The following is a 13,839-nucleotide window of genomic DNA, read 5'->3' on the forward strand; positions in this document are numbered from 1 at the left end:
CTATTTGCCGGATGCGGGTTTTGCCGCAGCCAGCGCCGCGGCAAACACATGCGGGTACGTACCGCACCGGCAGATGTTTCCGGAGCACGCCTGCTTGACCTGCTCTTCGGTGGGATTCGGATTCTCGCGCAGGAGTGCTGTAATCGACGTTACAAATCCCGGTGTGCAGAAGCCGCACATCATGGCGTCCTTCTCCACAAAGGCCTCCTGGACGGGGCTCATTCCATTAGCTGCAAATCCCTCGACGGTGCTGATCTCACTGCCTACAACATCCACGGCCAGCAGCATACAGGCGTAGGCAGTCTTGCCGTTTACCAGTACCGTGCAGGCGCCACATGCGGCCTCATCGCAGACCAGCTTTGGCCCGGTGATCGGTGGATCGGCGTAATCGCGCAGCGCCGATATCAGGGTGGTGCGCGCCTCCACATTTACGGTGACGGGCTTTCCGTTTACCCGCAGGGTTACGGGATGTGCACCCTGCGCCAAAGTCACGCCTGCGGCAGAGCCGGCCAGCGGCTCATCGGCGCCAGGCTCGTGGCGCAGCAGGGCTTCCGCTCCCAGGCTGCCGGCGCCCGCCAGCCCAACGCTGGTTATAAACTGGCGCCGGCTGAACGCCGCGCGCTGGTTCACCTTCTTCTTACGTTCAGCCATCCGCCCACCTCAATTCCATCCGCACTCGATATACGTCGCGCACCGCATCGAGGTCGCGCTGCGTATCCACATCCATTACCGTACCGATATCAGGTACGGATATGTACCGTACCAAACTTCTCCGCGAATCGATAAACTCCTTCAACGACGAGGCCGCTGGTATGGCCAGCACGTCGTGAAGGATGAAGGTGCCAATGACGATTGGGTGGCCGCTACGGCCATTCAACCTCGGGATGACGACTCCGTCGCGGCGCGGCCTGCGGCATAGTGCCAGAATAGTCGCAGGCAGTACCAGCGGCTGATCCCCCAGTGCAACCATGATGCCGTAGAGCGGCGTGGGTAGAGCAGCGATTCCAAGTTTGATCGAGTGGAGCATCGGCGACTCGGCGCAGCCATTTTCGGTAAAGGTCAGCTTGCGGCCCGCCAGTGCCTTACGAATAGTAAGAGCCAGTTCCGGGTCCGGCGGCAGCACCACGGCAATGCGTCTACACGCGCCACTCTCAACAATGTTATCCACTACGTGTGCAATCACGGCTTTGCCGCCAATGTCCTCCAGTTGCTTGGGCCGGCCCAGGCGGCGGGATGCGCCGGCGGCAAGCACCACGGCATCCACGTCGGTGCGAGATCGTTCCGTCATGCAGGCGCCTGCGTTTGCCGCGCTGAGCGAAGCTGGATGATCTCGGCGAGAATCGAGATGGCGATCTCTTCCGGCGTTTCGGCGCCAATCTCCAGTCCGATCGGGGCATGGACGCGCTGCAGCAGCTCCTCATCGGCGCCTTCCGCCCGGAGGTGCTCGAAGACGAGGTCACGCTTGCGGCGGCTGCCGATCATTCCGATATACGCACAGTCGGATCTCAGTACGCGCCGCAATGCGGCCTCGTCGGTGGCCAGGCCCTTGCTTACCAGGGCGACCCAGGTCTGCTCATCCGGGTCCGGCAGTCCCTCCATATCGGGCGGTAGGCAGGTGACGGAGCGGACGTTTTCCCACGGAAAGGCCTCGGAGACAGCCACATCGGACCTGTCGTCGACCACATCAATTTCAAAATCCAGCCCGGCCGCCAGACGTGCCAGCGCGCGCCCGCAATGGCCGCCTCCAACAATCAGAAGTCGATCGGTTGGCATAAGAACCTCCAGAAGGACGTCGGCCCTACCGCCGCACACAGCGCCGAATGCGTGTGGTGAGGCGCCTTTGGGATTGAACGACCAGGTTCGGTGGCGGCTGTGGCGTGCTTCGAGCGCCGCCATGGCTTCCTCTTTCACCAGCGCTTCGAACAGCCCACCCCCGATACTGCCGAAAACGCTGCCGGACCCATAGATCAGCATTTTGGCTCCGATGCGGCGCGGCACCGAGCCGGTGGATCGCGCTACGGTGGCCACCACTACGGGTCTGCGCTCTTCGCGCGCCTCGGCGATTCGCCGCCACACATCGCGCGTCTCTTCACGGCCGGGCCAATGAGGCACAGCAACTCCTCGTTCCAACTACTTCCATACGTCGGCGCTTTGCGCTATAGCAGCTGCATCATTTTGTGCGTCTGCGGTATCACGCGTACATCCTGCAGCCGCCGCGCGGCGGTGGCGTGCATCTGCAGCAGCCGCTCCGGCGCCGGCGCAAACCGCTCGATTCCACATGGCGTCACGGGCTGAAGTATCAGCGGTATCGCCGGATCGACCTTCGACAGGAGGTCCACGGCGCCATTCAGCTCGTCGTCCGTAGTGCTGGGAGTAACCACCAGTTTCAGGTAGACGCTTTTGGCGCGGGCGCTCTCCAGAAACGCCTGGTGGCGTGCCTGCGTCTCCCGTGGCGTCAGGGCTGTAGCGGTCGGCGCCTTGTAATCCATAGAGATTACATCCAGCCATGGCAAAACACGCGCAAGGTGATCGGGCAGCAGCCCGTTTGTTTCCAGAAACACCGGAAGCTCGAGCTGGCGGCAGCTGGGCAGCCACGCTTCGAGAAAGCGCGCGTAGAGCAGCGGTTCGCCGCCGGTAATTGAGAGCGAGTGGTGCGGAACAGAGAGAAAGCGTCGAAGGAGCGCCGTGAGGCCGGAAACGCTCACGGGATTGGTGATCTGTTCGATGGCGCGGTCCGGCAGTGTGACCCTGCAAAAGCCCGGGCTCGGCGTCTCCTTCAAGGTTTCGGGGCTGTCGCAGTAGGTGCATCGCAGGTTGCAGCCGTAAAACCGCACGAATACCTGCCTGCGGCCCACAAGCACGCCTTCACCCTGAATGGAGCTGAACAGCTCCACCAGGCGGGCTTCCGGAGCTGCCACGCTTGCCTTCAACTGCCCGGCCAGCCGCGCACAATGGCATCTGTCACACGGGCCACGCGCACCATTTCCAACACGTCGTGCACGCGAACGATCGCAGCGCCGTTGGCGATGCAGATCGCCACGGCGGCCGCGGTACCCTCCAGGCGTTCGTCCGGTGGCAGGCCGCCCAGGGCAGCGCCGATGCTCGACTTGCGCGACGGCCCAACCAGCACCGGCAGGCCGGTGGTGGTGAACACGCGGAGCCGCTGCATCAGTTCAAAGCTCTGCGGCGCCGTCTTGCCGAAGCCGATGCCCGGGTCGATAACGATCGACCCGGCTGGAATGCCGGCAGCACTGGCACGATCCACCGCCTCGAGCAGTGCGGCCAGCACGTCGGCCACCACGTTGTTATAAACCGGGTTTTCCGGTAGGCGCATGGGCAGCCCCGGCATGTGCATCAGGCATACAGTGGCGCCGCATTCCGCCGCCATTGGCGCCATGTCGGCGTCGCCCTGCAGCGCGCTGATGTCGTTGATCATCACCGCGCCGGCGTTCAGGGCGCGCTCAGCCACCGCCGCCTTCCAGGTATCCACCGATATCGGTGTTTCGGGCGCGGCTGCCGACAGCTGACGGATGACCTCCTCCACACGGTCAGCCTCTTCGGCCGCCGGCAGCGGCTTGCCGTCTCGGAAGGTGGATGGCCGGGTTGACTCGCCGCCGACATCGAGGATATCGGCGCCCTGCGACACGATTTCGATGCCGCGCTTCACCGCCGCGTCCACGGTAAAGTGGCGGCCGCCATCGTAGAACGAATCGGGCGTGACGTTCAGGATTCCCATCACCATCGTGCGTTCGCCGGCTTTCGCCGCGCTCAGCAGTGACTGTAGGCGGCGCGACGCCGGACCGGATTTGAGTTCAGTGTGTGTGCGGGTCATAACGGTTGCATGGCTGCGGAAACGCAAATAGAGTATACGCGGCCGCGCTGGGAGGCGACGAATAGAGGCGACGGAATCGCGCACCGCACTGCGTGGCGCACAACCACGCTGCCGCCAGCTTCGATCCGTGGTGGCCGCGAAAGCGTTGGCCGGCGCTTGCGGGCGGGATGGGCTGGATGTGACGGACGGGTCTGGTCGCTGCTGGGCCGGCGCATCGACTGTGAGGCGCCAAGGAGCAAGTTGAAGGGAAACCTACCGGCCGGCCGCGCAAAGCACAGCGGAGACCTAGGTTGATGTCGCTCGCTATCGCCGAAGGTGGCGCGGTTCCGCGACTGTGGTATCGCTCCTGCGCAGCGTCGTACCACGAGTCGCCGTACATCGGTTTCTCAGTACCGCCAGCAACGTTAACCCTGGCGCCACTGCAGCACGCTGCCGACCATGTCGGTGCAGCCATCTGCGTTGATGCCATAGCGGACCATGCAGTTGTGACGCCGGCGTCTGAAGCCGGGATGCGGACTATTGGCGCAATGCCGGAGGGGTGCGGAATGCGCAGCGGAAGCCGTAGTTTCCGTAGTAAAACGCTGGGCCGTAGTTCCGGTAGGATGCGCGGAAGTACATGGGCATGCTGTTGCCAAAGGCTCCGCCGCGCACAACCCGGGCGGGGCTCTTTCCAGGCGGCACTTGCAGGTTGACCGGGTCTAAAGCGCGCGCGCGGCCGGTTTTCCAGTAATCCATGTCGTACCAGTCCTCGCACCACTGCCACACGTTGCCGGCCATGTCTGTGCAGCCGTAGGGGCTCACGCCGAGGCGGCCAACCGGACAGGTGCCGCCGGCATCATACAGTTTTGACCGGCTGCACCAGAGCTTGCTCCCGTCGAACGTGTTTCCCCATGGATACAGCCGCCCGTCGGTGCCGCGCGCCGCTTTCTCCCATTGAGCCTCCGTTGGGAGTGAACAGCCCGCCCACTCCGCATAGGCCGAGGCGTCGTCCCACGTTACCCGTACGATCGGATGATCCGTACGGATCCAGTCCGGATTGAAGTCCGGCGCGGGTGGCATCGCCCGGTCCATCTCCCAGGAGAACCACTCGTACTGCGCCACTGTTACCAGGTTGGCGTACATCCAGAAGCCGCTGAGGTTTATGGTGTGCGGAGGGTTGCTATCGAGGAAACTGTCGGGGTCGCCCATCGCAAACGGGCCGGGCGGTATCCAGACCATGGTTGCCCCGTCTTTCGCGTTTGTATGCGTGGTCGGCGGGGCGTGACATTCCGGTGGCCCGGGCAACGGCGGTACCACCGGTCGTGCCTTCACGTCCGGGACGTCAGCAAACCGCTCGGTGCGGTTGCCCAGTGCGTGGAACCAGCTCAGAATCACCCAATTGGCCACGTCACTTCGGACGCCGCTTACGCCCTCGAACAGGCCAATCGCCCTCGCAACTCGAACCGCGTCGCCGTCGCTCCTGGAGGCGCTGCGCAGCGCGGCCACGGCGCCACACTCGACCGCCTGGATGAGCAGGCTGCGCTCCCGTTCCGCGTCCGGCGCGGCATCTGCGAGCAGCGCGCGGAGCTGCTCAGGCTGTTCAATGAGTTGCCGGCCGTACCGGGCTATAAGGGATCTGAGATGGTCTCGCGCGGCGTCGTCCATGCCGGATGACTCCTTACGGAAAGCGGTTGCGAGATTTGCGCAATAGCAAGCCGGACTCCGGTTCAACGCGCATGCGGGCCATAATGGTATTCATGCTACAACGCATTCAGAGTATACGCGACCGCGCCGGAAAGGGTTGAGCAGAATTGAGCGATTTGCGGTGTCCGCAGTGTGGCGCCAACAATCAGGATGCTGGAGAAGCCGACTCGTGCTGGAAGTGCGGCACGCTGCTGGGCGCTGAGCCGTCCGCGGCGGCTCTAAATGCCGGTTCCGAAGTTGCGGCTGAGCCCGTGGCTCCGGCGGCGCTCCCGGTTACTTTGCGGAGCGAAGCGCCGCCGGTTCCTACCGTCGCGCCGGTTCCCACTCAAAGTCTGGAGCCGCCGCCGGTGCAGCGCTCGCCAGGCATCGTGATCACGGTCGTCGTTGTGCTGGCGGCCCTCTTGATCCTGGCTCTGGTGCTCTGGCTCAACCGGTAACCTACAGCGCGGGAACCGCCGGATGCGGCGTGCAGGTATAATGACAAGGATTAGTGCGGCGTACGCGCCGGAGGAGGACCACCATGGCAAAGAAAGATACATCCAAAACCAACGTTGCAGCCCGCGCGCTGCTGAAGCAGCAGCAGTCGGTCTGCCGGTTTTGCGGGAAGACCACGCAGGTGGTGCGGATGCTTACGCCCAACGGCAGAGCGTCGATGTTCCGCAAATGCTGCGCCGAGGCAGGGCTCGCAGCTCCGCCATCTCCATAGCGTCGCCCGGCAGCCGAAGCTGCCCTGAAACGTTGAACCCACACTCCCGGCCCGGCTCTGCCGCTGCAGAGCCGGGCCGCTTGTTCGTGGAGAGCTCGAATGGCCTCTGCTGACCGGGAAGACAAGGGAGGCGTTGCGCTTGTATTGCATGCCCATATGCCGTGGGTGCTGGACGCGGATGCCTCGGTATGCGAATGGTTGTTTGAAGCGGCAGCGGAATGCTATCTGCCCCTGCTGGCCGCGCTTCGAGAGTTGATCAGCGAGGGAATCTCGCCGCAGATCACCATCGGCCTCACACCGATACTGCTGGAACAGATGGAAGCGCCGGAATTCTCAGGCCGCTTCGACGCGTGGCTGATGGGCAGAATCGATGCTGCCGAAGCGGATGAGCTGGCGCTCCGGGATGAAGGCGAGCCGGAACTCGCCGCTCTTGCCACCGAGTGGCGCCAGGAGTTCTGCCACGTGCGCCGGCTGTTCGACGCCGAAGGCGGCAGTATTGTCCGCGGGTTTGCGCAGCTGTGGAGTGACGGCCACATCGACTTGATGAGCAGCGCGGCTACGCACGCATATCTGCCGCTGCTTGCGGATGACAGCCGCGTCATGATGCAGATTCAGGCCGGCATGGATGCATCCAGGCGCCACCTTGGGGCGCGACCAGGCGGCTTCTGGCTGCCGGAGTGTGGATACGCTCCGAAGCGGTTGTGGCGACCGCCGCTCCGTGAAATGCAGGGTGAACCGCTGCGCCCTCGATGTGGTATCGGCGAACTGCTCGCCCGGTGCGGGGCAGCGTGGACGGTGCTGGACAGCGCTCAGGTCATCGGGGGTGCGCCCGGCGCCGCGTCCGATTCGTTCCGTACGCGGTCCCGTGCCGGTCCGAAGCAGCAGCCTGGCCATGCGCCGCTGCCCGTGTTTGCCCTTGAACAGCGTGGTGGCGTTGCCGCATTTTGTCGCAGCAGTCAGCTTTCGGAGTCGGTCTGGAGCGCGGACTCGGGCTATCCCGGCCACGCCGATTACCGGGAGTTCCACCGGACGCGGTTTCCTAGCCGGTTGCGTTATTGGCGCGTTACCGCTCGCGATGGCGATTTGGCGGGTCGTATGCCGTACGTAATACCGGCTGGTCGGGCGCAGGCAGAGGCCGATGCCGCCGATTTTGTACGGCGGTGCTGTGCGCTGACGGCTACAGGTTCATCAGATGGGACGTCCGGCGTGGTCGTGGGAGCTTACGATGCCGAGCTGTTTGGCCACTGGTGGCACGAGGGAGTCGCCTTCCTGAAGGCGGTGATCCGCGGGCTGCAGACCAGTGGAGAAGTGCGGGCGGTTACCTGCCGCAGCAGGCTGGAAGAGTACCCGCCTGCGGTGGTCGCGGCGCCGCCGGCCGGATCGTGGGGCGATGGAGGAGCGGACGCCGTGTGGATGAATCACGACACCGAATCGGTGTGGGCCGATATCTACCGCTGTGAGGGCGCATTCGAAGCGCGGCTTGCGCGCGGGCCTGGAGTGGCGACGGGATTGGAAGAGGCGAACCGTTGGCTGATGTTGATGGAGGCATCCGATTGGCCGTTCGCCATCTCCACACTCCGCAATCCAGAGTTCGCACGCCGTACTGTGGCGGCGCTGCGCGGCAGGTTCGAGCAGGCTCTGTGCCGGGCGCCCGGCGACGCCGGCGCTGACGGCCGGATGGCGCCTTTTGCCTGGCTCAATCTGCCGTAGACCGCTGCACCACGGTTGGCATGGCGGCACTACTATTGGTACTAAAAGGGAACCATGAGCCGCGGCCAGCCGTCGAATGGTACGGCTGGTAGCTTCGCAAGAAGGCTTCCGGCTTAGCGCGGGCTCTCTCCACACGTGAGAGATGTAAAACTGGTCACCATACCACTTGACATGATGGCCGTCCGCATGCTACGCTTAAGCGGTTTTCTGCCAGTGTGGCAACCGTGCGTCGTGCGGACATGGCGCCCACGTTGGGGGCCATGTGCGAATGGAGCGGCTGCAAAGCTACGCAGAGAACTGAAAGAGAGGACAGAACGGTGAGCGGTGAGGCGGTGAACGGATAAGAAAACCGGGCTGGATCTGGTGGTGCGAAGAAGGACACATAGGAAACTCTTCCACCGCCATTTACGATCGGGCGTTTCGAGTCTGGCGCATCCTCATTAAGCTCAACCGCTGTCCAACATGGCCGCAGCGGTCCCCTTCCGGATCGGCCGGAAGGTATCGCGGTGGCAAGACAACGAGAGGAGATCGAATGAGAAAGCTACTTCCCGTTATCGGGATAGCCTGCTCAGCTCTCGCGCTGGTATGGGCGGCGCCGTCCAAGGCACAAGACCAGAAGAAATTCCAGGATGTGCCCGATACGCATTGGGCGTATCAGGCGGTTACCGACCTGCAATCCAAGGGCATACTGCTCGGATACCCGGATGGGTATTTCCGCGGCAAGCGAACTCTTACCCGGTATGAGTTTGCAGTAGCTCTTGAGCGCGCGCTGAACAGCATTATGCCCGGCAACGGCACGCCGGGCCCGGCGGGACCCGCCGGCGCCGATGGCGCCCAGGGACCTGCAGGACCTCCCGGCATGACGCCGGACGAGATCGCGGAGATGAAGCGGCTGATGGATGAGTTCAAGAACGAACTCGCTTCCCTCGGCACCAACGTTCGCGACATGAACAACCGGCTGGATCAGCTGTCCAAGGATGTTGCGGACCTCAAGGACCGCTTCAACCACATGATCCAGTTCAACGGCGATTTCTTCGCCGGCTTTACGTCGGGCCGCTCCCGGTACGGCTTCCTGGATTACAGTGGCGCAGGCCGCTTCCCCAGCAACAGCCTGTTTGAGAACGTCAGTGCGCCGCACGACTTCCACCTCACCGCCAACGCAAACATGCGCGGCGGCGTGAAGTTCACCGGCGACTTGTTCGCCTCGAACTACCTGAGCTACGCGTCGCAGGGCGTCACCGGCAACGGTGTTGCGCTCGGCGGCAGCAACGGCGCGGCCGCCGGCCCGCTTGGTGAGCAGCTTGGTCTTGACCAGGCGCAACTCGACATTCCGCTCACCATGCTCGGCGGCAACACCACGCTCACCGTGGGTCGCTTCAAGAACAAGGTGACGCCGCTTACCTACTGGCGGCCGGATACCGATGCCTACTTCGACCTGCCGTGGTACAACGACGGCAAGTTCGTGCAGGATGGGTTCAAGCTCAGCAGCCACTTTGGCAGCGCGAAAACCGAACTGTGGGCAGGCAGCTACTCCAGCCTTACCACCAGTCAGGGCGCGGCGGGCACCATTCTGAACGCGCCGATGGTCGGCGCAGCCGGCCTCGCGGCAGGCTTCGGTACCCGCGTGACGAGTACGTTCAAGCCCTTCGGATACAATCCCGGGGCCGATCTGGACGCCGTAGCAGCTGCTCAGAGCGCTGGCCTGCATGTGGCGCTTCCGCTCTTCCACAGGGCCGACCTCGGCTTCACCGTTGAGGACTTCTCAGCTGGCGCAGGTGGGAGCAACGGAATCTTCGGAAACGTGGCCGTATACGGCGCCAACCTGGAACTGCATCACACCGGTGCGCTCCACATCACGGCGGAAGCCGCGAAGAGCGTAACGGCGCAGGACATCAGCACCGGCGACGGTCAGAGCAACGACGACAACAACGCGTACAAAGTGAACGTGGGCTTCAAAACTCACGGCGTCAACGCGGCGTTGGGCTATCAGTACATCGATCCGCGCTTCGGCGCCCCGGGTTACTGGGACAAGATCGGTAACTGGTACAACCCCACCAACATTGCCGGGCCGTACCTGAAGCTGGGTTATGACTTTACCCGCTCGCTCTCAGGTTACATCGGTGGCGACTTCTACACGGGAGCCCGCAACCGCAGCACCGGTAATGGCGGATTCGACATTGGCGACAGTCTTACGCGGGCAAGCGCCGGCGTTAAGTTCAACGTCAGCCACATGCTGAACCTCCGCGCCGACTACGAAGGCGTGTTCTGGAACCTGAACGCACAGTCCTCGGCTTCGGGCAATTCGTCCAAGCCGGTGGAGCAGTACATCACGCTCGGTACGGGTGTAAACCTGGCCAGCAACACTGTGCTGAAGATGGCCTACCAGATCATCAGCCTCCGCGACAACGGCGGCGGATTCGGTGGCGTGCTCGGCGGATCGCCTGACGGCGTTTCCAATGCCAGCGTGTTCACAACCCAGATCGCGGTGCACTTCTAGGCAACCGCACGCTCAGCGGCTCTCTCCGCTGTGCGCAAGAAGGGAAAGAGGGCCCAGGCGGCAGCGCCTGGGCCCTCTTTCTATGCGGTGCGTTATCTCGGGGCCCCGCGATTGGCTTTATATGGCGTTCTCTACGCCTTTCGTGCTAATCTATGCAGCGGGCAGGCGGTCACTGTTCGCCAGTGGGCCGCCGTGATCGTACCGTTTTCTTCTAACCACGCCACTCGTTGTCGGAGGAACTGTTCATGAACAGGCTCGTCGCGTACCTGGGGGCTGCAGGGATAGTCCTGGCGATTGCGTGCGCACGCCCCGCAACCGCCCAAACGCCGAAACCATTCGCAGATGTGCCGGCAGGCCACTGGGCCTACCAGGCGGTTACCGACCTGCAATCCAAGGGTATCTTGCTGGGCTATCCGGACGGCTACTTCCGCGGTCCACGCGTCCTCACCCGGTACGAGTTCGCCGTTGCCCTGGAGCGGGCGCTGAATACGATAATGCCGGGCGGCCAGGGTGCGGCCGGCCCTGTCGGACCAGCCGGAGCGGAAGGCCCCGCGGGCCCAACCGGGCCGCCCGGCGTCACACCGGAAGAGATTGCCGAAATGCAGCGGCTGGCGGATGAGTTCAAGAACGAGCTAAGCTCGCTCGGCGCCAACGTCCGCGACGAAAACGACCGATTGAACCGACTTGCCAAGGATGTGGCAGACCTGCGCGGCCGGCTCAACCGTATGATCAGTTTTGGTGGCGACTTTTTCGCTGGTTTTCGCTCCGATCGCAGCCGCTTCGCTTTTCTCGACTACAGCGGCTCGGTGCGTGCAGCCGGTAACAGCCTCTTTGAGAACGTTAGCGCGCCTCACGACTTTCACCTGACTGTGAACGGCAGCCTCCACGGAGGCGCTCGGTTTACGGGTGACCTGTTCGCCTCCAACTATGCAAGTTACACGGCGGTTCAGGGCGCGGCCATTCTTGGAGGAGAGACTGCTGCAAACCGCAACCCGTTAGGCGAGCAGCTCGGCATCTACCAGGCGCAACTCGATATACCCCTTACTCGCCTCGGCTCCGACACGCTACTTACGGTCGGCAGGTTCAAGAATCGGTTAACCCCGCTCACGTATTGGCGACCGAACACCGATGCGTACTTTAACCTGCCCTGGTACAGCGATGGCAGTTACGTTGAAGATGGCGTTGAGATGCAGTCGCATCTCGGACCAACGCACCTGAAGCTCTGGGCCGGCACGTACTCCGATCTTACCACCAGCTCTGGCGCCGGATCTGCGGTTCTCAACGCACCCATGGTCGGCGCTCTCATTCAGGGCTTCGACTTCGGCACACGGGTGAGCAATACGGCAAAGCCTGCCGGCCTCAATCCGGCGCTCGTCAGCGGCGCGATTCCCGCTCAGCAGAGTGTTGGCGCCCATCTTGCCGTCAACCTGATGCGCGCAGGCGCGCTCGGATTCACGATAGAGGACTTCTCGGCCGGCCCCGGCGGCGGCAACGGCGTCTTCGGCAACGTCGTGGTCTATGGAGCCGACGTAAAGCTGCACCGCATCGGTCGCATTGGCATCTCGGCAGAGGGCGCCAAGAGTGTGACGCAGGCCGACGTGAGCACTGGAGACGGCCAGTCCAACGATGACAACAACGCCTGGCGCCTTCGCGCCGAGTACAAGAGCCACGGTTTGGGTGCGGCAGCCGGTTATCAGTATGTGGATCCCCGCTTTGGCGCCCCAGGTTATTGGGATAAGATAGGCAACTGGTACAACCCAACAAACATCGCGGGGCCATTTTTGCGGCTCAGCTACAAGTTTACGCCGGCCATCTCGGGCTACATCGGCGGCGACCTGTTGAGCGGCGCACGCAACCGGTCGAATCCCTCGCCTACGGGTTTCGGTGGCGCAGGCTTGAGCATAGCGGATAGCATCGACCGGGCACGTGCCGGCGTTCAGTGGAGCGTGAACAAGGTGGTGAGCCTGCATGCAGATTACGAAGGCGTCTTCTGGGGCCTTACACCGGCGTCATCGGCCTCCGGCGCGCCATCGCATCCGATCGAGCAGTACCTGACGTTTGGAACGGGCCTGAACCTGGCGTCGAATACGGTGCTGAAGCTGGCATACCAGTTGATAAGCCTTCGCGACAACGGTGGCGGATTCGCCGGCGCCGGCGGCTCGCCCGATGGCGTATCCAACGCGAGCGTGCTCACCACGCAGGTGGCCATCCACTTTTAACGAGCTACCGTGAGAGTTGGTGAGCGGCGGCCATTCACACGCCGGAAGGTTTGCGGCGGGTGGCAAGATCGGCGTAGAGCGATTCATACCGAGCGGCGACCGATGTAATGCTGAAGCGCGCTTCCACGCGTGCTCGCGCAGCCAATCCTTGCTGCCGCCGCCACGACGCGCCTTTGATGAGCATTGCGTTGATGCCGGCTGCCAGCGCCGCCGCATCTCGTGCGGGCACCACGGTACCGGTGTCGCCGACCAGCTCCGCTGAGCCACCGACATCGGTGACCACGCAAGGCACACCACAGCACATCGCCTCTGCAATTGCGTTCGGAAAGCCCTCGCCCTGCGATGACGATACCGCGACATCCAGCGAGGCGGCGATACGCGGCATGTCCAGTCGGTGTCCCAGCAGCCGCACACGCCCCGTGAGGCCGGTATCGGCAATCCACGCAGCAAGGTCCTTGTTCCCCGCTGTGACCTGGTGACCGCACAATACAAAGGCTGCTTGCGGCGTGCTGCTCGCCACAATGGCGGCAGCACGCAGAAAGTTGCTGTGGTCCTTTTGTGGATGAAACCGAGCCATTAGTCCGATCAGGAGTGCGTCCGGCGGTACACCGAGCTCCTGCCGCACGGAGACGCGGGCCTCTTCATCCGGCGCGTACTCGATCAGGTCGTAACCATTTGGCAGTACCAGCATCCTATCGGCGCTGTAGCCGAACGCGCGGTGCGATGCGGCTGTTGCTTCGGAGCAGCAGACGATGGCAGCCGGGATGCGGCGGGAGAGGCGCGCGCAAAGCCGGGCCGACAGCATGATGATGCGGCGGTTTACGGCCGGATCCAGGTTGGTCTGGCGGATGCACCAGGCAACGGGTATTCCGCCGGCCAACCGCGCTGCCAGTCCGCCTACCAGGTCGGCGTGGTACATCCAGGTCTGCACCACATCCGGCCGCGTGGAACGCAGCCATCGCGCCAGCCACAATATGCCGCGTGGGTCCGGAACTCCGCGCTTCATGCCAAGCGCTTTGACCGGAATGCCCAGGCTCGCAATGCTGTCACCGATTTCGCCCGGTTCTGTGAGCGAAATCACGGCGTATTCAAATCGCGAGGCATCACCGTTGGCAAGCAGGCGCAGGAGCATCTTCTCTGCGCCTGCCGTATCCAGCGCGGGCATGATGTGGGTGACGCGCACCCTGCCGCC

Annotated in this window: 12 protein-coding genes; 5 read left to right on the forward strand and 7 right to left on the reverse strand. The window is 63.4% G+C overall.

Annotated features, from left to right (window positions below; genetic code table 11):
* From KGJ62_02800 to KGJ62_02825, 6 genes are all read right to left on the reverse strand, one after another.
* Entirely contained in the window at window positions 1-651 is a 651-nt protein-coding gene (locus KGJ62_02800) for a (2Fe-2S)-binding protein (protein MDE2125495.1), read from the reverse strand.
* Window positions 644-1,288, reverse strand: a complete 645-nt coding sequence (locus KGJ62_02805; GenBank protein ID MDE2125496.1) for a nucleotidyltransferase family protein — start codon at window positions 1,286-1,288, stop codon at window positions 644-646. Before KGJ62_02805 ends, KGJ62_02800 begins: the two co-directional genes overlap by 8 nt.
* Window positions 1,285-2,112, reverse strand: a complete 828-nt coding sequence (locus KGJ62_02810; protein ID MDE2125497.1) for an XdhC family protein — start codon at window positions 2,110-2,112, stop codon at window positions 1,285-1,287. Before KGJ62_02810 ends, KGJ62_02805 begins: the two co-directional genes overlap by 4 nt.
* 44 nt (window positions 2,113-2,156) lie before the next feature.
* Window positions 2,157-2,930 carry a 7-carboxy-7-deazaguanine synthase QueE gene (locus KGJ62_02815; protein ID MDE2125498.1) on the reverse strand — a complete coding sequence of 258 codons (774 nt, stop codon included), beginning with the start codon at window positions 2,928-2,930 and terminating at the stop codon, window positions 2,157-2,159.
* Window positions 2,927-3,832 carry a dihydropteroate synthase gene (gene folP / locus KGJ62_02820; protein MDE2125499.1) on the reverse strand — a complete coding sequence of 302 codons (906 nt, stop codon included), beginning with the start codon at window positions 3,830-3,832 and terminating at the stop codon, window positions 2,927-2,929. Before folP ends, KGJ62_02815 begins: the two co-directional genes overlap by 4 nt.
* A 516-nt stretch (window positions 3,833-4,348) precedes the next feature.
* Window positions 4,349-5,476, reverse strand: a complete 1,128-nt coding sequence (locus KGJ62_02825; protein ID MDE2125500.1) for an SUMF1/EgtB/PvdO family nonheme iron enzyme — start codon at window positions 5,474-5,476, stop codon at window positions 4,349-4,351.
* A gap of 146 nt (window positions 5,477-5,622) precedes the next feature.
* On the opposite strand from KGJ62_02825, the gene KGJ62_02830 reads away from it, so the two are divergent.
* The 5 genes from KGJ62_02830 (at window position 5,623) to KGJ62_02850 (ending at window position 12,647) form a co-directional block, all read left to right on the forward strand.
* A complete protein-coding gene (locus tag KGJ62_02830; GenBank protein MDE2125501.1) occupies window positions 5,623-5,952 on the forward strand; it encodes a hypothetical protein in 330 nt (109 codons plus the stop codon).
* An 83-nt stretch (window positions 5,953-6,035) separates the two neighbouring features.
* Window positions 6,036-6,221 carry a hypothetical protein gene (locus KGJ62_02835; GenBank protein ID MDE2125502.1) on the forward strand — a complete coding sequence of 62 codons (186 nt, stop codon included), beginning with the start codon at window positions 6,036-6,038 and terminating at the stop codon, window positions 6,219-6,221.
* Between the two features lie 99 nt (window positions 6,222-6,320).
* Window positions 6,321-7,931, forward strand: coding sequence for a hypothetical protein (locus KGJ62_02840; protein MDE2125503.1), 1,611 nt, complete (start codon window positions 6,321-6,323; stop codon window positions 7,929-7,931).
* A gap of 532 nt (window positions 7,932-8,463) precedes the next feature.
* Window positions 8,464-10,428, forward strand: coding sequence for an S-layer homology domain-containing protein (locus KGJ62_02845; GenBank protein ID MDE2125504.1), 1,965 nt, complete (start codon window positions 8,464-8,466; stop codon window positions 10,426-10,428).
* 245 nt (window positions 10,429-10,673) lie between these two features.
* Window positions 10,674-12,647 carry an S-layer homology domain-containing protein gene (locus tag KGJ62_02850; protein MDE2125505.1) on the forward strand — a complete coding sequence of 658 codons (1,974 nt, stop codon included), beginning with the start codon at window positions 10,674-10,676 and terminating at the stop codon, window positions 12,645-12,647.
* Between the two features lie 34 nt (window positions 12,648-12,681).
* Here the strand turns inward: KGJ62_02850 and KGJ62_02855 are convergent, their stop codons facing one another.
* Window positions 12,682-13,830 (reverse strand): glycosyltransferase, encoded by a 1,149-nt coding sequence (locus KGJ62_02855; GenBank protein MDE2125506.1) that lies wholly within the window; start codon window positions 13,828-13,830, stop codon window positions 12,682-12,684.
* Window positions 13,831-13,839: the final 9 nt, after the last annotated feature.

The sequence above is a fragment of the Armatimonadota bacterium genome, assembly GCA_028871815.1.
Taxonomy (GTDB): Bacteria; Armatimonadota; Chthonomonadetes; order Chthonomonadales; family Chthonomonadaceae; genus REEB205.